The sequence below is a fragment of the Halomonas sp. FeN2 genome (assembly GCF_020595105.1).
In the GTDB taxonomy this organism is placed as follows: Bacteria; Pseudomonadota; Gammaproteobacteria; order Pseudomonadales; family Halomonadaceae; genus Vreelandella; species Vreelandella neptunia.
Genome location: NZ_CP074200.1, coordinates 2,462,148 through 2,483,344, shown reverse-complemented (window position 1 = coordinate 2,483,344; position 21,197 = coordinate 2,462,148). Strand labels below are relative to the sequence as shown.

18 protein-coding genes are annotated in these 21,197 nt (G+C 57.1%); 9 read left to right on the top strand and 9 right to left on the bottom strand.

Annotated features, from left to right (window positions below):
- Positions 1-114: 114 nt before the first annotated feature.
- Complete coding sequence (gene nhaD / locus KF947_RS11390; RefSeq protein ID WP_223288274.1) at positions 115-1,581, top strand: sodium:proton antiporter NhaD; 1,467 nt, start codon at positions 115-117, stop codon at positions 1,579-1,581.
- An 89-nt stretch (positions 1,582-1,670) separates the two neighbouring features.
- Here nhaD and KF947_RS11385 read toward each other — a convergent pair whose 3' ends face one another.
- The 3 genes from KF947_RS11385 to KF947_RS11375 all read right to left on the bottom strand — a co-directional run bounded on the left by KF947_RS11385 (position 1,671) and on the right by KF947_RS11375 (position 4,464).
- Positions 1,671-2,270: a CBS domain-containing protein gene (locus tag KF947_RS11385; RefSeq protein WP_223288275.1), complete on the bottom strand. Its 600-nt coding sequence runs from the start codon at positions 2,268-2,270 to the stop codon at positions 1,671-1,673.
- Between the two features lie 131 nt (positions 2,271-2,401).
- Positions 2,402-3,787, bottom strand: a complete 1,386-nt coding sequence (locus tag KF947_RS11380) for an ATP-binding protein (RefSeq protein ID WP_223288276.1) — start codon at positions 3,785-3,787, stop codon at positions 2,402-2,404.
- Positions 3,784-4,464 (bottom strand): response regulator transcription factor, encoded by a 681-nt coding sequence (locus KF947_RS11375; protein WP_227404027.1) that lies wholly within the window; start codon positions 4,462-4,464, stop codon positions 3,784-3,786. Before KF947_RS11375 ends, KF947_RS11380 begins: the two co-directional genes overlap by 4 nt.
- Before the next feature lie 169 nt (positions 4,465-4,633).
- On the opposite strand from KF947_RS11375, the gene KF947_RS11370 reads away from it, so the two are divergent.
- Together KF947_RS11370 and KF947_RS11365 are read left to right on the top strand one after the other, a co-directional pair.
- On the top strand, positions 4,634-5,584 hold the full coding sequence (locus tag KF947_RS11370; protein ID WP_227404026.1) for a GNAT family N-acetyltransferase: 951 nt from the start codon (positions 4,634-4,636) through the stop codon (positions 5,582-5,584).
- A 184-nt stretch (positions 5,585-5,768) separates the two neighbouring features.
- Entirely contained in the window at positions 5,769-6,647 is an 879-nt protein-coding gene (locus KF947_RS11365) for a c-type cytochrome (protein WP_227404025.1), read from the top strand.
- A 138-nt stretch (positions 6,648-6,785) separates the two neighbouring features.
- Here the strand turns inward: KF947_RS11365 and rep are convergent, their stop codons facing one another.
- Positions 6,786-8,855 (bottom strand): DNA helicase Rep, encoded by a 2,070-nt coding sequence (gene rep / locus KF947_RS11360; protein WP_133733165.1) that lies wholly within the window; start codon positions 8,853-8,855, stop codon positions 6,786-6,788.
- Positions 8,856-8,976: 121 nt separating this feature from the next.
- Here rep and KF947_RS11355 point away from each other — a divergent pair, with 121 nt between their 5' ends.
- The gene (locus tag KF947_RS11355) at positions 8,977-9,447 is read left to right on the top strand and encodes a tRNA (cytidine(34)-2'-O)-methyltransferase (protein ID WP_133733166.1); all 471 of its coding nucleotides are present in this window, start codon (positions 8,977-8,979) and stop codon (positions 9,445-9,447) included.
- Here KF947_RS11355 and pyrE read toward each other — a convergent pair whose 3' ends face one another.
- Positions 9,448-10,113 carry an orotate phosphoribosyltransferase gene (pyrE, locus tag KF947_RS11350; RefSeq protein WP_227404024.1) on the bottom strand — a complete coding sequence of 222 codons (666 nt, stop codon included), beginning with the start codon at positions 10,111-10,113 and terminating at the stop codon, positions 9,448-9,450.
- Positions 10,114-10,254: 141 nt separating this feature from the next.
- Between pyrE and KF947_RS11345 the strand changes: the two genes are divergently transcribed.
- Entirely contained in the window at positions 10,255-11,022 is a 768-nt protein-coding gene (locus tag KF947_RS11345; RefSeq protein ID WP_009286323.1) for an exodeoxyribonuclease III, read from the top strand.
- A gap of 119 nt (positions 11,023-11,141) precedes the next feature.
- On the opposite strand, the gene rph is transcribed toward KF947_RS11345, so the two are convergent.
- Positions 11,142-11,864, bottom strand: a complete 723-nt coding sequence (rph, locus tag KF947_RS11340; protein WP_170834128.1) for a ribonuclease PH — start codon at positions 11,862-11,864, stop codon at positions 11,142-11,144.
- 159 nt (positions 11,865-12,023) lie between these two features.
- Between rph and KF947_RS11335 the strand changes: the two genes are divergently transcribed.
- On the top strand, positions 12,024-12,902 hold the full coding sequence (locus tag KF947_RS11335) for a YicC/YloC family endoribonuclease (RefSeq protein WP_227404023.1): 879 nt from the start codon (positions 12,024-12,026) through the stop codon (positions 12,900-12,902).
- A gap of 90 nt (positions 12,903-12,992) precedes the next feature.
- Here KF947_RS11335 and KF947_RS11330 read toward each other — a convergent pair whose 3' ends face one another.
- Together KF947_RS11330 and KF947_RS11325 are read right to left on the bottom strand one after the other, a co-directional pair.
- Positions 12,993-13,481, bottom strand: a complete 489-nt coding sequence (locus KF947_RS11330) for a type II toxin-antitoxin system VapC family toxin (protein ID WP_133732282.1) — start codon at positions 13,479-13,481, stop codon at positions 12,993-12,995.
- Complete coding sequence (locus KF947_RS11325) at positions 13,456-14,547, bottom strand: helix-turn-helix domain-containing protein (protein ID WP_227404022.1); 1,092 nt, start codon at positions 14,545-14,547, stop codon at positions 13,456-13,458. Before KF947_RS11325 ends, KF947_RS11330 begins: the two co-directional genes overlap by 26 nt.
- A gap of 340 nt (positions 14,548-14,887) precedes the next feature.
- Between KF947_RS11325 and KF947_RS11320 the strand changes: the two genes are divergently transcribed.
- The 3 genes from KF947_RS11320 to KF947_RS11310 all read left to right on the top strand — a co-directional run bounded on the left by KF947_RS11320 (position 14,888) and on the right by KF947_RS11310 (position 17,918).
- Positions 14,888-16,027, top strand: coding sequence for a tyramine oxidase subunit B (locus tag KF947_RS11320; RefSeq protein WP_227404021.1), 1,140 nt, complete (start codon positions 14,888-14,890; stop codon positions 16,025-16,027).
- Between the two features lie 82 nt (positions 16,028-16,109).
- The gene (locus tag KF947_RS11315; protein ID WP_227404020.1) at positions 16,110-16,535 is read left to right on the top strand and encodes a Rid family hydrolase; all 426 of its coding nucleotides are present in this window, start codon (positions 16,110-16,112) and stop codon (positions 16,533-16,535) included.
- Between the two features lie 93 nt (positions 16,536-16,628).
- The gene (locus tag KF947_RS11310) at positions 16,629-17,918 is read left to right on the top strand and encodes an NAD(P)/FAD-dependent oxidoreductase (RefSeq protein WP_227404019.1); all 1,290 of its coding nucleotides are present in this window, start codon (positions 16,629-16,631) and stop codon (positions 17,916-17,918) included.
- 184 nt (positions 17,919-18,102) lie between these two features.
- Here KF947_RS11310 and KF947_RS11305 read toward each other — a convergent pair whose 3' ends face one another.
- Complete coding sequence (locus tag KF947_RS11305) at positions 18,103-21,141, bottom strand: cytochrome P450 (protein WP_227404018.1); 3,039 nt, start codon at positions 21,139-21,141, stop codon at positions 18,103-18,105.
- Positions 21,142-21,197: the final 56 nt, after the last annotated feature.

The following is a 21,197-nucleotide window of genomic DNA, read 5'->3' as shown; positions in this document are numbered from 1 at the left end:
TTTACAAGATGCGGCAATTAGTCGCATCTTATGCGCAACCGTTGCGTTGCAGCATGTGGTTAGGGTGCTTATTATCGTGGCGGTCTTTCTCCCCCCTGATTGGATAACATCGCCATGAAACCACCAAACGTCCACGTAACCCGGCATTATGCTAGCCGGGTCGCTTGGTTGTTGCTCGCCTGTACGCTTTTTGTTTTTCCTTCTCTCTCTTATGCCGCCGCCGGGCCCCTCGATCTTACTCTTTCGCTTGCCGGTATTTCTTCTGTCGTGATCTTCGTGCTCGCCTATGCGTTGGTGATGAGTGAAGAGCTACTGCATATGCGTAAGTCTAAGCCGGTGCTGGTGGCGGCTGGGCTTATCTGGGCGCTAGTGGCCTGGGTCTATGTACAAGCGGGGATGCCGGAAGAGGCGGAAACCGCTTTCCGTGAAACGTTGCTTGAATACGCTGAGCTGCTGCTGTTTTTGCTGGTGGCGATGACCTATATCAACGCCATGGAAGAGCGCCGGGTATTTGATGCGCTGCGTTCTTGGCTTGTGCGTAAAGGCTTTAGCTACCGCACCCTGTTCTGGATCACCGGTGTCATGGCATTCGGTATTTCGGCGATCGCCAACAATATGACCACCGCCATGCTGATGTGCGCCGTGGTACTTAAAGTGGCCGAAGGGGATAATAAGTTTATCGGTCTGTGTTGCGTCAACGTAGTAGTGGCTTCCAACGCCGGTGGTGCCTTTAGCCCATTTGGCGACATCACCACGCTGATGGTGTGGCAGGCGGGCCAGGTACCGTTTGAAGGCTTCTTTGCCCTGCTGCTTCCCGCGGTGGTTAATTTCATGGTGCCTGCGGTTATCATGAATTTCTTTATCGTCAATCGTCAGCCTGCCTCACTTAAAGAGAATGTCTGGCTCAAGCGCGGCGCTCGGCGGATTATCGTACTGTTTTTGATTACCGTGGCCATCTCGGTACTGTGTCACTCTATCCTCTACTTACCGCCTGCCATGGGCATGATGTTTGGTTTAGGTCTACTGCAGTTCTTTGGTTACTATCTGCGCCGCAGCCTGCCGCGTTCGCTTGAACGCAAGCGGGAGCGCTATTCTCGCCGCGGCGACTGGAAGAAGTTGGAGCAGTTGGGTAGCGTAGTTCCCTTCGATATTTTCAGCCGTATCGCCCGTTCCGAGTGGGACACGCTGCTGTTCTTCTACGGGGTTGTAATGTGTGTCGGTGGCCTTGGCTTTATGGGCTATCTCAGCCTGCTTTCCGAAACGCTCTACGGCAGTTGGGATCCGGTGTGGGCGAACGTTGTGCTGGGGCTTATCTCGGCCGTTGTGGATAACATCCCAGTGATGTTCGCGGTACTTTCCATGGCCCCGGATATGTCCGAGGGGAACTGGCTATTGATTACCCTAACGGCCGGTGTCGGCGGCAGTCTGCTCTCAATGGGCTCAGCTGCAGGTGTTGCCCTTATGGGCCAGGCGCGAGGTATTTATACCTTTGCTGTACACCTTCGCTGGGTACCAGCCATTTTGTTGGGTTATGCCGCTAGCATTGCAACGCATCTTTGGATTAACAGCGCGTTGTTTTAAACGCTGTATAGCAAACTGAAAACGCCCCTCACTGAGTAACCAGTGAGGGGCGTTTCTAGATGTAGATTAAATCGGTTAACGATCAGTCATTATAGGTCGTGGCCAGTTATGACTTGGCAAATATCGGCGAAGCTTTTCGCCATAGGCATCGGGTTGATCTCTTTACCTACCGCACTCTGTATATCGCTGGCTGAGATAATGCCGCGAATCCTAAGTTCGTGGTTATCGTTTTGCTCAGTGATTAACAGGTGTTGATCGGTCACGGCCTCCATCGACAGCACCAGATCCTCAATGGTTAACGATGCCAACTGGGAGACGGGCATGGCGCTAAGCTTGTGCCACGGGGTCATGATCATTTCAGCGGTTACCTCTTCACGACTAAGGTTGCGCTGCTGCATGGCGATGTTGATGCGCCGCGTACCAATCACTTCTTTTGAGGTAATAATGCCGATGCAGTGTGCTTGCTGATCCATCACGAACAGTAGCCTTACGCCGCTATAACGCATCTTGAGGTGCGCCTCGTCGATAGGCGTGTCGGCATCAACGGATTGAGGCATGACTTGGGAAAAGTCGGTCAATACCGTCATCGCTGGGCTAGTAGGCAGTAGACGCCGCGCTGAAGGCTTGGCTAGCAGTGGTGCTGAGCCAAGTTGAATTAAGGGTTTAGGTGAAAAAGTCACTTGGTTCATCAGGGTACCTCCATGTGGAGAAAAGAGGGAGCCGTTGGTATCTGGCTCGCCTTGCAACTCCACAGTTGCACGCATTTCTTATCGCAACCTTAAGAGAGCCATAAAACTCAGCGTAAGAAGCAAAGAAAGTGTTATTGCTCTCTTGGACGCTGCAGATAAATAGCTACGCGTAACCCCCCACTGGGCGCGTCATCCAACTGAAGCTTGCCGCCGTGGCGTGTGACCAGCCGTTCAACAATGGAAAGCCCTAATCCTGAGCCGGCGCTGGGGCCCGCGCGTTGAAAGCGCTCGACCACTTTTTTGCGTTCATTGACCGGTATCCCTGGGCCCTGGTCATCCACCGTCAATTGAAAGCCTTGTGGCGTCGCCGCTAGGGATATGCTGATGATACTTTGATTAGGCGAGTGTTGGATGGCATTACCAACCAGATTCTGTACCAGCGTTTCAATGGCACCGGGCTCTTCTAACATCGACCAATCTCCCTGTTCATCTGCATTTAGCAGCAGTTGCTGTTCGCGCTCAGCAGCCAGGGGCGAAAGCTTGGCCAGGGTCTCGCGCACTTCACTAAGTAACTGGCTAGTACGGTATTCAGGCTGTGACTCCTCCTCAGGCTCCAGGCGAGCCAGTGTTAAAAGCTGGGTAACCAAGCGCGTGGCCCGTGCGACGCCACCGCGCAGGTGATTGAGCGCTTCCTGACGATCTTCGAGGTTTTCGGCAGTTAGGGCGTTCTGAGCGTGTAGATCGAGTACCGCTAAGGGAGTGCGTAGCTCATGGGCGGCATCGGCAATAAAGCGCTTTTCGCGCACGCGCATCAAGCGGATTCGCTTTAACAGCCGGTTGAGCGCACCGGCGATAGTGTCTAGTTCCTGGGGCAATGGGCTGAGGGTTAGGGGCTGTAAATTATGCGGATCACGATTGCGAATTTGCTCGGCCATGCGCGACAGGGGAACCAAGCCCCAGCCAATCGACCACCATAGCAGGGCGGTGAGTAGCGGCAGGCCAATCAGGTCGGGCAGTAACGTGCGTAGCGCTACTGCTCTAATCAGTTCCCCGCGAACGTCTTCGCGCTCGCTAACCACAATCCGCTGCGTGGAGTTAGGTATGTCGAGCACATAAATGCGCCATTGGATCTCATTAATAGACCGACTGGTGAATCCCACAGGGAGATCTTCCAACGGCGACTCGGGGGCATTAGCTGAGCGCAGCAGGAGGCGGCTCTCTTCCCACAGCTGAAAGCCCAGCTGGCTATCTGCTCGGTAACCTGCAAAGCGTCGATCAGATCTCGCCGTTTTTCCTAGAGCACTTTCTAGGCTGCTAAGCAGCACACCCTGGGTTTCATCCGGCAGTGGTGCTTGCAACAGGCCTTCCAATAGGCGCGCATTTTGCTCAAGACTGGCATCGTACAGTGCTTCAATTTCATGGGCAGCGTAGCGATAGCTGATAAAGCCAATCACCAGCATGCTTATGCCAAACACCAGCAGCGCTAGCCCCAGGGTGCGTTGGCGGATAGAGGTCATGGGTGCTTATCCTGATTCGTTTTATCCATTACGTAACCAATACCGCGTAGCGTGCGAATCAGGTGAGGAAAAAATTTGCGCCGAAGGTGGTGCACATGTACCTCAATGGCGTTGCTCTCCACGTCCTCATCCCAGCCATAGACCAAGCGTGTTAGCGTATCGCGGGTGAATACTCGTCCGGGGTGGCTCATAAACTCTTGAAGTAAGATCAATTCCCGTCGTGACAACACCACGGGCTTCCCCTGGTAGCTCACCTGCATGGTGAGCGGGTCGAGGCGGATACCACGGCACTCCAGAGCGCTGTTTACCTGGTCACTACTGCGCCGCAGTAGGGCTCTCAGACGAGCTTTTAATTCAGCCACTTCAAACGGCTTGGTTAAATAATCATCGGCACCCGCATCTAACCCAGTGATTCGTTCATCGACGGCATCGCGAGCCGTTAATACCAAAATGGGTACGCGATTGCCCAACCGCCTCACGGCTTCCAATACCTGCATACCATCCATACGCGGCAGCCCCAGATCGAGAATGACCGCATCAAAAGGTTCGCCTTCCTTTAACGCGGCCAGGGCGCTAAAGCCGTCGCTAAGGTGATCCACCGTGAAATTCTCGGGTTTTAATGCCAAGCGAATGCCCGAGGCTAAGCTCGGATCGTCTTCTACCAGCAATATACGCATGGCGGGATGGTTACTCCTTTAAATTCTTCACTACCCTTAACCCTTGAAATAAGCACGGATAAGGGTGGTATGCAAAGGCTTAGGTCGTCAGGATGAGGTTATAAATTGTAGGTTAATAACCTAGCATGCTTTGTTACTCCTTCGGAGCTCGGTATTTGATTGATCAGCCATGACATTTAGTTATTCCTCAAGTAGCCCAGAGGTAGTACTTTGCCCGCCAGCACGACGACGCGAAGCACTGCTGCAGCTTGCTGCCGCCCATGACCCTAAGCTTCAAGCAGCCCTGAGCGCTGCCGTAAAGGCAATGTACAATCAGCCGGATACCCAGTGGGATGGGCTATGGGTAACGCTTGAGGCGGGACAACTGACGGCCGCTATCTGGGTACAACCCCTGCCCATGAACATGGCGCAGCTATGGTTACCCAAGCAGTTGCCCAGCGAACAGGGTGTGCATACTAGCGCGCTATTGCGTGCGGCCAATGCATGGGTAGAAGCTCACAATATTCGCTTATGCCACTTGGAGCTGTCATCCCAGGCGCCCGTATCAGAAGCGCTGTTACGTGAGCATGGTATGCAGCGTTTGGCTTGCTTGGAGCATTTAATCGGCAGTAGCCGCTACCGCTTATCAATGAATGAAGTACTACCATTGTCACTGCAGCCGTTTGGCGAACTTTCTCTGAAGGAGCAGGTGAGTCTGTTGGCCGCAGTGGGGCAAGATTCGCTGGATAGCCGCCCCTTGCGCGACGTACTCTCAGTGGAAGAGTTATTGGATGGTTTTTATCAGCAGGCTCCCCAGGCACCACAGCACTGGTACGCTGTTGGCTATCGCGATGCCGTGGTGGGTGTGCTACTGCTTGCGCCGCGCCCTGCCCTAGGCCGTTGGGAGCTAATGTTAATGGGACTAACAACGGATTGGCGTGGCAAAGGCTTGGGCCGCGCGCTGTTAAATAAAGCTCTTACGCTTGCCCAGCAGGCTGGCGTGCAGGAGGTCATGCTGGCGGTAGATGATGTCAATGTACCGGCTAAACGGCTTTACCAGCAGGCAGGTTTTATACGCTATGCGCAGCAACGTTTATTCGCCTGGAAAGGCAGTGATGAGAGGAGGGATTTGCCAAATTAAGCTGCCAATAGTAGTCAACGGTTGAATAGGCGCGCTTAGTAGCATTTTCTTGCGCTTTGCGTTGCCGTTATACTAGTCCTATATGCACGTCTTGGCGTCTCAGCTGCGCACCGTCAATTTTGGCGCTGCCACGCACAGGGGTTGAGGATAAAAGTTTGATGACAATACTCAAGAGGTGGTGAGAGTGAAAGCTAAGCTGATCATGAGCGGGCTGGCGGCCCTCGGCTTCATGGCGGGCACATCCAGTGTTTATGCCCAAGATGACGCCGCACGTGATGCGATTGCCGAGCGTTTGGCGCCGGTGGGTCAACTCTGTTTACAAGGCCAAGACTGTGGCACCGCAGCGGCACCCCCTAGCGATAGCAGCAGTGGTGGCGGTATAGACGGTGCGGGCATCTATAATAATATCTGTATGGCATGCCATGAAACGGGTGCTGCAGGCGCGCCTATTCGTGGTGATGAAGCTGCCTGGTCTGCACGCACTGAACAAGGTTTCGCCACGCTGCTAGACCACGCCATTAACGGCATTGGCGCCATGCCAGCGAAAGGCGGTAACCCCAACCTTTCCGATGAGGAAGTGGAAGCAGCGGTTGCCTATATGGTTGAGCCGGTTATGGAAGTACCCGAGTTGAGTAGTGGTGACGAAGCTGCTGCAGACGACGAAGCTTCTAGCGACGAAGGCGCCGATGAAGCCGCTAGCGAAGAGACCGCCGCTGCTGAAGGTGAAGAAGCGGCAACTGAAGAAGCAATGGCTGCTAATGACGACGCAGCGAGTGAAGAAGACGCGGCCGCCTCTGAAGAAGCCAGCGGTGGCAGTGGCTTGGACGGTGAAGCGCTTTACGCAAGCTCTGGATGTGTGGCTTGCCACGCATCCGGTGTAGCCGGTTCGCCGAAGTTGGGCGATTCTGAAGCTTGGGCAGCGCGTTTGGAAAAAGGTGCTGACGAGCTCTACGTCAGTGCCATTAACGGCATTGGCGCTATGCCAGCGAAAGGCGGCAACCCTAACCTTTCAGATGAAGAAGTGATGGCTGTTGTCGATTACATGATGGCTGAAGCTCAGTAACAGCAATTGGTACACTGATTTAGCTTGGTAAATTTATCCACAGGGTGTTTTAGTCACCGCCCTGTGGATATTCTTGTTTTAAAGGCCTGGTTTTAAAAGCAGCGGTTTTAATGTTCTAGTTTTACAACGCCCGCTTGATCACCCTAGCAACGAGCGGAGCCCTGCTATGGCGTCTTTACCACGGGCCTGTTTCTTATCCGGATCCTCTTTATCGGCACGACCTTCCCACTCCAAATCCTCCCCGGGCAATTCGTCTAAAAAGCGGCTGGGTGCACAGTCCATAAGCTCACCGTAGGCTTTGCGCTGGCGGGCAAGTGTTAACGTTAGTGTGCGCCGCGCCCGGGTAATGCCCACATAAGCTAATCGCCGCTCCTCTTCCACTGTGCCTACTTCGATGGCGTTGCGGTGGGGCAGCAGATCCTCCTCTAAGCCCATCAAATAGACATGCGGAAACTCCAGGCCTTTAGAGGCGTGCATGGTGAGTAGCTGTACTCTATCCGAGTCATCCTCTTCCGCCTGCTGCTCCAGAATATCGCGCAGTACCAGGCGCGAAATAGCCGCTTCTACGCCGTCGGTTTCGGTCTCGGTGGAATCGGTATCGTCTTCCGGGTCGCGGTTGAGCGATTTTTCTAGCTGGTCGATGAGAATCCACACGTTGGCCATGCGGCGTTCTGCGACGGTGGGTGCGCTGGCGTTTTGATACAGCCAGGCTTCGTAATCCATATCCCGCAGCATGTCGCGAATGGCGGCAATGGCATCGCCTTGATCCATGCGCTTGCGCACGCCGTCGATGAAGTGGGTGAACCGGCTTAAGCGCTCCGTAGCTCGGGTCGGCAATACTTGTTCCAACCCAAGCTCATGGCAGGCGGCAAACAGCGAAATTGAGCGCTCCGTCGCGTAGTTGGCGAGTTTCTCTACCGTTCCAGGGCCCACTTCGCGGCGCGGCACGTTCACAATGCGCAAAAAGGCGTTGTCGTCCGCGGGATTAATCAACAGGCGCAGGTAAGCCATGGTGTCTTTAATCTCGTTGCGCGAGAAAAACGACGTACCCCCAGAGAGCTTGTAAGGAATTTGGTAGTGCTGCAGCTTAAGCTCTAACAAGCGGGCCTGGAAATTGCCCCGATAAAGCACCGCAAAATCCCGCCACTCGGCCTTTTCCTTGATACGCCGGGTGAGCATTTCGCTGGCGACCCGCTCAGACTCCGCCTCTTCATGACGATTCACGATTACCCGAATAGGCGCGCCGTCGCCCATATCGGACCATAGCGTCTTCTCATAAACGTGGGGGTTGTTGGCGATTAGCGTGTTGGCGGCGCGCAGTATCGTGGCGGTAGAGCGGTAGTTCTGCTCCAGCTTGATCACTTTCAAGCGCGGGAAATCTTCACCCAGGGTGATTAGGTTTTCAGGGCGGGCACCGCGCCAGGCGTAGATCGACTGGTCATCGTCGCCTACCACGGTAAAGGTGGAGCGCTCCGCCATTAGCAGTTTCACTAACAGGTACTGGGAGACGTTGGTGTCCTGATACTCATCGACGAGCATGTAGTGGATTTTGCGCCGCCAGCGCTCTAGTGCTTCCGTATCGTTCTTGAGCAGTACCACCGGCAGCAGAATCAGATCGTCGAAATCCACCGCGTTGTAGGCTTTTAAATGGCGTACGTAGGCTTCATAAACCCGAGCGGCAAAGTGCTCATCGTCATCAGCCGCAAACGAGAGCGCATCGCTAGGCAGCACCAAGTCGTTCTTCCAGGTGGAAATTTTGCTCTGCACAGCATTGATCTGCTCGGCGTCCACCTGGGCGTCTTTGTTCATCAAATCGCGCAGCAGCGCCTTGGCGTCTTCCGGGTCAAATAGCGAAAAGCCCGGTTTATAGCCCAGGGTTTTAAGCTCGCCACGGATAATATTCAGCCCCAGGGTGTGAAAAGTAGAGACCGTCAGTCCGTGGCCCTCTTTGCCGTGGAGCATCTGGCCCACGCGTTCTTTCATCTCTCGGGCGGCTTTATTGGTAAAGGTCACCGCGGCGATCCTGCGCGCGCTCATCCCACACTCTTGCACCAAATAGGCAATTTTAGTGGTGATAACGCTGGTTTTACCGGAACCTGCACCCGCCAACACCAGGCAAGGGCCATCAATGTAGCGCACGGCTTCCTGCTGGCGCGGGTTTAGCCCTTTGATGCGGCTAAGAATGCTCTTGGGCGTTGCAGGCGTCATGCGTCGGTGATCCTCTACGAGAGTTGCAGGCGGTTTCAAGTACGGTTTCGATTACGATTTCAAGTACGGTTTCAAGTACAATCGTCCGCTTGGCGAATGTAGGATAAACAGGCAGGTGGCGATGTTTGAAGTAGCGCTTTTTGAACCGCGTATGGCGCCCAATACGGGCAATATCATGCGCCTGGTGGCTAATAATGGCTGCCGGTTACACCTGATTGAGCCACTGGGCTTTGACCTGGAAGAGAAAAAGCTGCGTCGCGCCGGGTTGGATTACCGCGACCTCGACAACGTCACTCGCCACGCCGATTTTAGCGCCTTTCAGCAAACCATGCAGGGGCGGCGCATCTGGGCGATCACCACCAAAGGCACGCGCACCTACAGCGATGCGGACTTTGCCCCAGGCGATGTGCTGCTGTTTGGCTCTGAAACCGCTGGGCTGTCACCTCAGGTGCATGAAGCGCTAACCGCGGAGCATAAACTGCGCCTGCCCATGCAACCCAATAACCGTAGCCTAAACCTTTCCAACGCTGTGGCTATTGTGAGCTACGAAGCGTGGCGCCAGCAAGGGTTCGCTGGCGCGCTGCAGGTCTAATCAGTTGGTAATCCCATAGCGGTCACGATACGCCCTGATCGCTTCAGCGTAGGCGAGCATTTCGCCACCAGCATGCTCTTCAAGGTAAGTGAGCACTTGCTCCAGAGTGACGATACTGACCACTGGCATAGCGTACTGAGCCTGCACTTCCTGAATCGCGCTCTGCTCGCCTTGACCGCGCTCCTGACGGTCAAGCGCTATGATAACGCCTGCGGCACGAGCACCGCTCTGCTCAATCAGTGTCATCACTTCGCGAATGGCGGTACCCGCGGTAATCACGTCGTCAATAATTAAAATATCGCCGATAAGCGGTGCGCCTACGATATTGCCGCCTTCGCCGTGGGGTTTCGCCTCTTTGCGGTTAAAGGCGTAGGGCATATCCCGGTCGTGGTGATCGGCCAGCGCCGCCGCGGTGACTGCCGCCAGGGGGATGCCTTTGTACGCCGGGCCAAACAGTACATCGGCGTTTAAGCCGCTATCGACAATCGCCTGGGCGTAAAAACGCCCCAATTTGGCCAGCGCACGACCGGTTTGAAACAGCCCTGCGTTGAAAAAGTAGGGGCTAACGCGGCCAGATTTAAGCGTAAACTCGCCAAACTTAAGCACGCCTTGCTCAATGGCAAAGGCAATGAAATCGCGCTGGTAGGGTTGTAGAGTGGTAGCCACGGCATTCCTCACTAGGCGGTAGGTTTAAATCGGTACGAAAGCAACAATAAAAGTGGGGTAAATGGCAAGTTTTACTAGCTGCCTTTACCCAAACGTCTAAACGTCGGGTATCATACAGCAGCGACGCAAAAGGGACGATTTATGAAAATTGCCAGCATCAATGTCAATGGTATTCGTGATGCCGTCGATCGTGGCTTCCTGGACTGGCTGGCTCAGCAGGATGTCGACGTGGTCTGCGTGCAGAACATCAAGGCAAAAAGTTTTGAACTGGGTGACCACATTCTGTATCCGGAAGGCTATGAAGGCTATTTCCTGGATGCCGAAGAGGACGGTTTCTCCGGTGTGGCACTCTATTGCCGCAAAATCCCCAAGGCGATTATGTATGGCCTGGGGTTCCCTCAGTGTGACCATGAAGGACGTTTTCTGCAGGCGGATTATGAACGCTTCAGTATTGTCTCCTTCCTGATGCCTGACGGAAGTGACCAAAAAGCCAAACAGGCGTTTATGGAGCAGTATCAAGAGTATCTGACGAAGATGTCGCGCAAACGCCGCGAATACATCCTCTGCGGTACTTGGCATATTGCCCATAAAACCGTCGATTTGGCTAACTGGTCGGATAATCAACTGACCTCAGGCTTCCGCCCGGAAGAGCGCGCCTGGATGGATCAGGTGCTTGGCCCCACCGGGTTTATCGACACCTTCCGCGAAATTAACCGCGATGCAGGTGAATATACCTGGTGGCCGAAGCTCGACCAAGACGTGCCCCGTGAGCGCCAGGAAGGTTGGCGGATTGACTATCAATTAGTCGGCCCCAACTTCCGCCGCCACGTGGTCGACGCGTGGATCGATTACGATGCGACCTTCTCTGAGTTCGCACCGCTAATCGTTGAGTACGACCTGGCGCTCTAAGCGCTAGGCAACGAACTTTTCCCGCGTCGCCTGTCACCCTTGCGGATTAGCCGGGGTGACAAACAACAGGCCAGCTAAATGCTGGCCTGTTGTTTTTTACGTCTTACTCCTTACCTTCATTACCCACGAATACCCAGCGCTTCACGCTGATGATCGCGAAGCGCATCGCCTGCTTTCTCGGCTAAATCGAGCATGTCGTTTAGCTCAGCGCGAGTGAAGGCGCCTGCCTCGGCGGTGCCTTGCACTTCGATTAGCTCGCCGCTTTCGGTCATTACCACGTTCAGGTCGGTATCGGCTTTGCTATCTTCCGGGTAGTCCAGATCCAGCACCGGCACGCCTTTATAAATACCCACGGAAATGGCGCTCACCAACTGCTTGAAGGGATCGCCCTTGATCTTCTTCTCGCGCTGCAGATAACGGATCGCATCGATCAGTGCTACGCAGCCCCCGGTAATCGCCGCGGTACGGGTACCGCCATCGGCCTGGATCACATCGCAATCCACGGTAATGGTGAACTCACCGAGCTTCTTCAAATTCACCGCGGCGCGCAGGCTGCGGCCAATCAAACGCTGGATTTCCAGCGTGCGGCCGCCTTGCTTGCCGCGGGTCGCTTCACGGCCACTACGGGTGTGAGTGGCGCGGGGCAGCATGCCGTACTCAGCGGTGACCCAGCCCTGATTCTTGCCGCGCAGCCAGCGCGGTACACCGGCTTCTACGCTGGCATTACACAGCACTTTGGTATCGCCAAACTCCACCAGCACAGAGCCTTCCGCATGACGGGTGTAATCGCGGGTCAGGCGAATCTCACGGAGCTGGTCGGCTTCGCGACCGCTGGGGCGCACAACATCAGGACGCTTAGCACTGCTCACAAATAGTACCTCTCAATAAACGCACAACTGGGAAAAGCCCTCCATTGTACACGTCTGGGAGTGCGCTGATTGGCCTATCGGGTAGACTGTTGGCAATGCTTTATACACCGTTGTTCTCTATTAGGATGAAACATGGCCACTTCAAGCCGCGTACACAGCATGACCGCCTTTGCCCGCACCGAGCAGGCTGCCCCGTTTGGCACGCTGCAGGTGGAAATTCGCTCGGTGAATCAGCGTTATTTAGAGCCTCACTTCCGCCTGCACGAAAGCCTGCGTGACCTGGAGCCAGTGCTGCGTGAAGCGCTGCGCACCCGTTTAGCTCGTGGCAAAGTCGAGTGCAGTGTTCGCTTTGAGAGCGCCGAAACCGCCCAAGCCCCCGCCGTTAACAGCGCCCGCTTAGCCGCCATTGCTGATGCGCTAACCGCCATACAGCAGCAAGTGCCCAGCGCCGTGCCGCCCACCACGCTTGCGCTCCTCAATCAGCCCGGTGTAATGGAAACCCAACATCTCGATCAGGATGCCATCAAAGCCGCTGCCAAAGCGCTGTTCGACCAAGCGCTGAATGAGCTAATTGATGCCCGCGCCCGTGAAGGGGAAAAGCTTGCCGAGATGATCACCACCCGCCTGGCGGCAGTAAGTGAACAGGTCACCACCGTACGCAGCCTGCTGCCGCAGATTTTAGAGCGCCAACGCGCCCAACTGCTAGAGCGCCTGGAGGTTGCCAAAACCGAACTCGACCCCCAGCGCCTGGAAGCCGAACTGGTGCTGGTAGCGCAAAAAGCCGATGTGGATGAAGAGCTAGACCGCCTAACGGCGCATATCGAAGAAGTAAGCCACCAGCTCGCCCAGAAAGGCCCCAAAGGCCGCCGTTTGGATTTCCTAATGCAAGAGCTTAACCGGGAAGCCAATACGCTTTCGTCAAAGTCTGTGGTGGCGGAGACGACTCGCTGTGCGGTGGAGTTGAAGGTGTTGATTGAGCAGATGAGGGAGCAGATTCAGAATATTGAGTGACTTCCAATGATGGTGCTTCAGGGGAGCGTTGTAGTTGTTAAAGAAAATGCGGCAGGCGTCATAGCGATACGACACCTTCACGGAAATACCTTATCGCCATCGACTTAGCCGTTGATGGCATTCGTCTTCCGGTAGCCAGGCACCCGCTTCCAGCATCGTTTCCAAAGCATCGGCCAACTGGCCTGGAGCAAGAAGCGCATGGGCTTCCAGTTCATCCAGGATCCAAAGTACACCACGAACCTCTAGCTGGCTTTTCTGACCTGATTTCCTGAGCGCGCCGTCATTGGTCAGCAGCGTCCAGCCTCTTTCCTTGGCTAGGAAGTAGCACGACACATCCGCTAGTGAGGAATTACCCAATGTTTGGCGTAGCATAAAAAGCGTTGCAACTTCCTCACCATTGAATGCCTCAACCACAAGGCCTAATCCCGTTAACTCTTGGCCAGGGGGCTTTTTCAGCTCCCGCCACACAAAGTCGGTGGTGACGAACTGGTGAGGTAGGGCAAACACGGTTTCAAGCAGGCCACTGTGGTGAAGATCTATCCAGATATTGGTATCAGAGACAAGAATTTTCGCTGACATGCTCACTGTCACCTGCCTGTCCGTTTGCCATGATTTCCTCAATCTCGCCGAGGCTTACACTGAGTAACTCCGCTGCTCTTGAAGGAGTAACCAGTCCTTCAGCCAGCGCCCTGTAAACCAATTGCTTCAGGCGATAGGATTTTTCAGGCTCTTGTCGACCAGGTTCACTTTTTCGAAAACCTTTCATCGACCATAGGCGAAAAGTGTTCTGATAGAAGCTCGAACTAACGATATCCAGGTCATATAACCGGCGCAAAGTGGCTTGAATAGAAATACCCCACTCCTCCTTGGCCAAAAGGAACTCTTGGAACAGCACCCGTTTGCGGTGCTCACCAAAGGTGACGCGCACTTGATTTGCAGGAAAAAGAAACGCCCCGGCAAAGCGGTGGCACCAGTTTTCTTCATCCCGAGTGCCATGAAGCTCCTCTGGTAGTGACATAACCAAATGTCCTAGCTCATGGGCGAGATTAAAACGCTGGCGTTCACCAGGACGCTCAGTATTACTGACAATAACGGCATCCGCGCCATCGTTGACGAGGGCGCAAAGCCCATCGAATTTCTCGTGGGCCTTAAGACTGACGACTTTAATGCCGTTTTCTTCCAGGGTTTCAGTCAGATTGGCGATGGGGTTTAGCCCAAGCTGCCATTCTTCACGGAGTTTATTAGCTGCCTGTTCAACCTCATCGATACTGGATACGGAAAAACGCTTATGCCATTTGGAAAATTCATCAGGTGATTGGCCGGTTTGGAACAGGCTCTCTGCCGCTAAATAGCGCTCAAGGTGCTCACGCACTTGCTCCTTGACGGCTTCTTGCTGGCGTTTTCCGAAGGCAGAGTGCTTACGGAAGTCTACTTTTCCCAGCGCTACTGAGTCTGAACGGAAAAAATACTCAGGGTTAACCCCAAGTGCGTCCGCTAGTTGGATCAAGCGAGTCGAATTGGGCGCGTCCTTGCCCTGTTCATATTTCGACAGAGCTTGCTTGGTTATGCCCCCCAGCAGATCGGCTAACTGCTGCAAGGTCATATTCTTAAGGACACGCGCACGATGTAGACGATCATGCAGCATGACGTATTACCTTATGTCAGGGCGGTTTAAGTTGACAATATGGTTAAATTTTTAAAATCTGTCAACCTGGCGTGTTGTTTAGATATGGAGCACTTCATGAGGGAAGTTCATGTGATGGATCACATGTTGGCAGGAAGTCAGGGATGTAGATCCAGGCTATTTTTGACGCAGCTCTGACTCGAACGCTGACAGCGTCCCTCCCCGCCCAGCAAACCGTTCGTGCTTTTAGCCGTTGGTCGATGCCCCTGACCGAGTTGCCGATCTGTGCTAACGCCCTGGCCTTGAGATGCGCAATATGAAATGCACCGCATTCCAACAAGAGCGCATCGAGGACTCCATCATGGGCAACAACACCAAGATTGATTTTATCTACCTCTCCGAGCAGGACATGATTCGTGCCGGCGTGACCGATATGGCCGCCTGTGTGGACACCATGGAAGAGGTCTTCCACCTGCTTCACATCGGCGATTACCGCATGGCTGGGCCCAACAACGACTCCCACGGCGCGATGATCATGTTCCCAGAGGAGTCGCCGTTTCCCACCATGCCGAAACCGACTGCCGATCGCCGCATGATGGCGATGCCGGCCTATCTGGGCGGCAGCTTCTGCACCTCCGGTGTGAAGTGGTACGGCTCCAACATCGCCAACCGGGAAAAGGGCCTGCCCCGCTCCATCCTGATGTTCACGCTGACCGACCCGGACACCGCCGCGCCGTTGGCGTACATGTCGGCCAACTTGCTGTCGGCCTACCGCACCGGCGCCGTGCCGGGTGTCGGCGCTCGCCATCTGGCCCGCAAGGATTCCCGCGTTATCGGCCTGCTGGGCCCAGGGGTGATGGGCCGCACGAGCGTGGCCGCGTTCATGGCGGTCTGCCCGGAGATCGACACCATCAAGATCAAGGGGCGCAGCGAGAAGAACATCAACGGCTTCATCGACTGGGTGAAGGAGCACTACCCGCAGGTCACCAACCTCCAAGTCGTCGATTCCGAGGAAGCGGTGGTGCGCGATGCCGACATCGTGACCTACTGCGCCTCCGGCGAAGTCGGCAATCCCGACCTCTACCCGATGGTCAAGCGCGAGTGGGTTAAGCCCGGCGCCTTTCTGGCAATGCCGGCGCCGTGCAACTTCGATGCCGGCATGGAAGCGCCGGATATCCGCAAGGTACTCGATGACACCGGCCTTTACGAAGCCTGGTACGAGGAAGTGCCCAAGCCCGCCCATAACGTGATTCCGCTGGTCGGCGTGAAGTTCATGGACATGCTCCACGCCGGCACCCTCGAGGCCAGCGCGCTGGAAGACCTGGGCGCTATCGTCTCCGGTGACAGCCCAGGCCGTCAGAGCGACGAGGAGATCATCATGATGTCGGTCGGCGGCATGCCGGTCGAAGACGTTGCCTGGGCCACGGTCGTCTACCGCAAGGCCGTGGAGCATGGCATTGGCGTCAAGCTGAACCTGTGGGATGAGCCCGCGCTGAAATAAGGCGTCGGCATCTCTCATCCGCGGGCATCGCCTCTCGGCTGATGCTCGCCCTTCTCATTGATTTCAAAGCGAGCGTTCTCTAATGACTACGATCACCAAGGTCAAAACCGGCTCCAAATTTGAGGAACACGCCAGCTATTCGCGCGTGGTGGCCGTCGACAACTGGATCCTTGTCTCCAACACTGCCGGGCGTAACCCGGACACCAAAGAGATTCCAGACGACGTCAGTGAGCAGTTGAAGCAGGTCTTCGCCAACATCGAACGCGGGCTTTCAGCCGTCGATAGCGACCTTTCCGACGTGGTATCTGCCAGGATTTTCATTCAGAACCCGGCCGACACTGAAACGGTCATGACCCTGTTCGGCGAAACCATGCGCGGCGTCGACCCGGTCATTACCGTGACCTGCCCGCCGCTCGGCGCCGAGGTCTACAAGGTCGAGCTGGAAGTGACCGCTTACCGAGGCGCTGGCAACGCCGAGACCATCCGGATCGACACCTCCGCTCAGTGAGGCGTCGTTCGGCCCTATAACTTGATCCAACGCGGTATGGCCGGCCTGACCCGGGCATACTGCGTTGAACGATCAACCGATCAGGACGCGTTCATGGCACCGACTATCGCACCCGTCGAGACCTCCAACGACTTTCCCGCCTCGACCACCGTGGTCATCATCGGTGGCGGCATTATCGGCCTGACCGCTGCCCTGACGCTCGCCGAGCGCGGCGTGCCCGTCACGGTACTGGAAAAGGGCCGCATCGCCGGTGAGCAGTCCTCCCGCAATCTGGGCTGGATTCGCAAGACCAGCCGCCACGGCGAGGATGTGCCGCTGGCGCTGGCTTCCGACCGGCTATGGGCCACCATGGCTGAGCGCACCGGCAGCGACGTGGGGTATCGCCAGTCGGGCATCATGTTTTTGTCGCGCACGCCCGATCAGCTCGCCGTGCATGAAGCCTGGCTCGACTCGGTCGCGGCGCTGTCGCTGGACTCCCGACTGTTGAGCGCGCGCGAGATCGACGCGCAGGTGCCGGGCGGTCGCGATGACTGGGCTGGCGCCATCTTCACGCCATCTGACGGCTACGCTGAGCCTACGCTTGCCTCCAGCGCCATCGCTCGGGCGGCCATTGCACGGGGCGCGGTCATCGTCGAACACTGTGCGGTGCGCAATATTACCCGCACCGGCGGGCAGGTGAGCGGGGTGGTAACCGAGCGCGGCGAAATTCGCTGCGATCAGGTACTGCTGGCTGGCGGCATGTGGTCCCGGCGGTTTCTGGGCAATATCGGCATCTCCCTGCCCACCTTGCCGCTGATTCTGTCGGTGTTTCGAACCGGCGCCATGGAAGGGCCCACCAACAGCGCCGTTGGCGGGCCGGATTTCTCCTTTCGAAAGCACAAGGATGGCGGCTTCATTGTGACCCAGCGTGGTGCACTTGATGCCCCGCTGACGCTGGATCATCTGCTGGTCGGCTCCAAGTATCTAAGCGCACTGCGTGCCCAGCGGGGGCTTTTGCGGATATCGCTGGGCAAGCACTTTTGGCGGGATCTCGCGCTGCCACGGCGCTGGAAAAACGGCAACTCGCCCTTCGAACGCGTGCGCACCCTGGATCCGCCGATCAATCAAATGCTCAACCGTGATGCCCACCACAATCTGTCCGCGGCATGGCCGGTGTTCGAAAAGGCGACCATCGAAGAAGCCTGGGCAGGCATGATCGACATCACACCGGACTCCAACCCGGTCATTGATGCGGTGCCCGGCGTGCCGGGGCTGACCCTGGCTTCCGGCTTCTCCGGCCACGGCTTTGGCACCTCGCCGGCGGCCGGCCAGCTCGCCGCGGATCTGATCATGAACAACGAGCCGATCATTGATCCAAGGCCTTACCGGTTCGGGAGGTTCTAAACTGTGCGGAGCGTCTATGTCACGCTCTGCCCACACCCAGGCGCGTAGCTAACGGTGGCTTCTGGAACAGCCGTAACCTCCTTCTGCTCGATATATCCAAAATCTCACCCGAGAAAACGCCAGGCTCGTCCTGGCTGGACGTCTTTTGCCAGCCTCGAGACCCGGTCTGGTCGGATTGCGATTGTCATGGCGGCGATGGTTTTTCGCTCGCCACCAGGTTCAGTACGCCCTCTGCCCAATCCAGAGCGACCTCAGAGGCCGCAAGCGATCCGCTGGCATCGTGACGGCCAAACTCGCCGATTCGCGTTGCGCCACAGGCCAGTAGCGCCTCGGTGAGCAGTTCGCCGCCGCGTGAGTAGGTTCTGGCGTAGCTACTGTCGCCCAGCCCCATGCTCGCAAAACGCACGCCGGATAGGTCGGGAGCATCATCGCGCAGCGTCGCGTAGAAATCTTGGGCGCCGCCCGGCACCTCGCCATCGCCGTAGGTTGAGCAGACGATGAGGTAGAACCGGGTCGGGTCGAGCGAGTGCGGGTCAACATCGCCCAGATCGGCCACGTCCACCGTGCAGCGCCCATCAAGGGCCTGCTCGAGCTCCTCGGCGACCAGCTCGGCATTGCCGGACTCGGTGCCGAATAGAATGCTGACCGCCAGGTCGCCCAGGCTGTCGCCGTCACCCGTATTGAGGTGCGCCGCACGCTCGACCACCAGCGACTCATCCCGCGCCGACGCTAAAAGCGCCTCCAGCGTGGCCAGCTTGGTGCGTACCCGCCCTGGAGAGGTCTGGGTACGCTCTAGGTGGTCGATACGCCGCCAGCCGTCGATGTCGGTGGCCTCTTCATGAGGGCTAAGCCCCTGGCGAGTGCAGTGCACCTCACCTGCCGCGATATCCGCGCCAATCACGCCAGCCAGTGCCCGTGCGTCGGTGCGCTGATCGGGAATCGTGCCTCGGGCGCCGCGGCGCAACCAGCCGGCCAGGTAGAGCCCTGCCTCGACGCGGCCGGTCTCGGATGCCGCCGGATACTCGGCGAGCGCGTGTGATATGGCGTCCTCCGGGTCGGGCACGAAACCGATGGCGGTTATGACCGAATCCAGTGCCAGCGCGACGGTCTCGCCGCCATGACGCAGAGTGATACCTTCGACCTGCGCCTGCCCATCGATGTGTTCGGGCACTGTCTCGAACCACCACTCGACCATCATCCGCGGCTCGCCCTCGAGGTCGACGCTGTCTGCCCCGGGTAGCGTACGCAGCGCGTCCAGCCGAGCATCCTTGCCTTCCGGCACGCTATCCAGATCGACACCGTGAAGGCGATGCCGAATAGCTGAAAAGCCGCCCAGCTCGCGGATCATCACCGGGTCGAAGCGGGCCTTCTCCGCGCTCGAGCGGCCGATGATGTGCAGCGTATCGATCTCACGTGTCAGCTTCCCGTGAACGGCGTCGTCGATGTCGCTGCCCTCGAGTTCGGCGGCGCGAATCGACAGCAGCCGCAACACGTCGATGGCTACATTCCCCTGACCCAAGATTGCCACGCGCCGACCAAGCGTCGGCGTCTCGGTCTCGTCCGGGTGGCCGTTGAGTCGGCGGGTAATACTGCCCGCACCCACTACGCCCGTAAGCAGGTCACCGGGAATCTCCAGCGGCCGATCCGCACGTACACCGGAGGCAAGCACCACGGCGTCGTAGTTCGTGCGCAGCGCATCGAAAGACACCTGCTGGCCGATGGTCGTATTGCCGATAAAACGCACGTTCGGCGCATCGAACAGGCGATCAAACTGGCGTGAGACGGCTTTGGTACCCTGATGATCGCCTGCCACGCCGTAGCGCAGCAGTCCGTAGGGCACCGGAAGGCGGTCAAACAGATCGATATGGGCGCCGGGCATGCGGCGCTGGACTTCTTTTGCCGTGAAACAGCCCGCCGGCCCCGAGCCGACAATGGCGACGTGGGGGGTCGCCTCGGCTTCCGTTGCCGAGGGCGTTGGCCCACCCGTAGAGACGGGCACGCGCCCCTTGGCAAGCGGCTTCACGTCGCGCCAGGTCACCGGCAGCGAGAGCATGCCACGGAAGACCCAGCCGCCGATGGTGGGATCGCGGTCGGGGTGAAGCTCAAGCCCTTTCAAGTGATCGAACAGCAGCGGCAGCGCCACTTCGGCCACCTCGGCCCGCGCCGCCCGGGCGCCTAGGCACACATGCGTGCCCTTGCTGAACGCCAGGTGCGGTTTGACCTCGCGGTAAATATCGAATTTGTCCGCGTGCTCCCAGATCGATTCATCGCGGTTGGCCGAGAGAATACAGATGCCTAGCCGTGCCCCTTCCGGCAGCTCGACGCCGGCCAGCACGGTGCGTTTCGTGGTCTGGCGTGAATAAAGCCCGATGGGCGCTACCCAGCGAATGGTTTCATCGAACACCGTCGACCACAGGCTCGGGTCGCGCTCCACCGCCCGGCGCTGGTCGGGGTGGGTCAACATCGCCCAAGCCGCCACGCCCAGGGCGTCCCGGGGCTCATTCAAACCGCCGCCGATGCTCATCTTGATGTTGGCGCGAATCTTTTCCAGCGGCATCTGATCCTCGGGGGAGGAGAGCAGCGAGGAGAGAAGGGAGTGGTCGCGGTTGTGAAGGTGCCACTCGAGCATCTCGTCGAGGGCGACATCCACTTCATCGAAAGAGCGCTTGCCCGCGGCCCAAACGTCCGGGTCGTCACCGTAGTTGCCGGTTGCATCAATCAGCGTCTGTGACCAGCGCTGAAGATCTTCCGCCGAGGCGTTGTAGAGCCCGAGCAGTGATCTCAGGCATTCGGCGGCAAAGGGCGCTGAAAAATCCCAGATCAGATCGGCCCCCGGCCCCTTGTCGATGAAGCGGGCCAACTGCTCGCGGCCCTTTTCATGAAAGGTCTGCGTCCAGACGTTTTTAACCGCATTGGGCTTGAATACGCTCTGCCACTGGCGGCGCTCACGGTAGTGCTCCGGGTCGTCGCGGCGCAGCATCGAATGCCCCATGGCGCGAATCTGGAGCGAATCCGTCTCGTTGGCTGAATAGGTTTCCTGGTCGTGCTCGGTGGTAATCACGGCGTCGTAGCTGGTGATCAGATAGCGGTTGACGCTGGGCACCCAATGAACCCCGCCCTCGCGCCGCAGGCGTTCGTAGATTGGAAACGGATCGTCATACAGTGTCTTGAGATCGACCCAGTTTGCCACGGGGGCGGGGCGAGTTTTCATTGGCTTGTTCATAGGATCTCCATGAAGGTGCACTTAGACGCTGCTTACGCCCGGCGCCCCATGTTCTA

What these genes read in the sequence shown, in the direction of transcription:
- nhaD (WP_223288274.1), top strand. Translation starts at nt 115, where the DNA reads ATGAAACCACCAAACGTCCACGTAACCCGGCATTATGCTAGCCGGGTC.
- KF947_RS11385 (WP_223288275.1), bottom strand. Translation starts at nt 2,270, where the DNA reads ATGAACCAAGTGACTTTTTCACCTAAACCCTTAATTCAACTTGGCTCA.
- KF947_RS11380 (WP_223288276.1), bottom strand. Translation starts at nt 3,787, where the DNA reads ATGACCTCTATCCGCCAACGCACCCTGGGGCTAGCGCTGCTGGTGTTT.
- KF947_RS11375 (WP_227404027.1), bottom strand. Translation starts at nt 4,464, where the DNA reads ATGCGTATATTGCTGGTAGAAGACGATCCGAGCTTAGCCTCGGGCATT.
- KF947_RS11370 (WP_227404026.1), top strand. Translation starts at nt 4,634, where the DNA reads ATGACATTTAGTTATTCCTCAAGTAGCCCAGAGGTAGTACTTTGCCCG.
- rep (WP_133733165.1), bottom strand. Translation starts at nt 8,855, where the DNA reads ATGACGCCTGCAACGCCCAAGAGCATTCTTAGCCGCATCAAAGGGCTA.
- KF947_RS11355 (WP_133733166.1), top strand. Translation starts at nt 8,977, where the DNA reads ATGTTTGAAGTAGCGCTTTTTGAACCGCGTATGGCGCCCAATACGGGC.
- KF947_RS11345 (WP_009286323.1), top strand. Translation starts at nt 10,255, where the DNA reads ATGAAAATTGCCAGCATCAATGTCAATGGTATTCGTGATGCCGTCGAT.
- KF947_RS11335 (WP_227404023.1), top strand. Translation starts at nt 12,024, where the DNA reads ATGGCCACTTCAAGCCGCGTACACAGCATGACCGCCTTTGCCCGCACC.
- KF947_RS11330 (WP_133732282.1), bottom strand. Translation starts at nt 13,481, where the DNA reads ATGTCAGCGAAAATTCTTGTCTCTGATACCAATATCTGGATAGATCTT.
- KF947_RS11325 (WP_227404022.1), bottom strand. Translation starts at nt 14,547, where the DNA reads ATGCTGCATGATCGTCTACATCGTGCGCGTGTCCTTAAGAATATGACC.
- KF947_RS11320 (WP_227404021.1), top strand. Translation starts at nt 14,888, where the DNA reads ATGGGCAACAACACCAAGATTGATTTTATCTACCTCTCCGAGCAGGAC.
- KF947_RS11315 (WP_227404020.1), top strand. Translation starts at nt 16,110, where the DNA reads ATGACTACGATCACCAAGGTCAAAACCGGCTCCAAATTTGAGGAACAC.
- KF947_RS11310 (WP_227404019.1), top strand. Translation starts at nt 16,629, where the DNA reads ATGGCACCGACTATCGCACCCGTCGAGACCTCCAACGACTTTCCCGCC.
- KF947_RS11305 (WP_227404018.1), bottom strand. Translation starts at nt 21,141, where the DNA reads ATGAACAAGCCAATGAAAACTCGCCCCGCCCCCGTGGCAAACTGGGTC.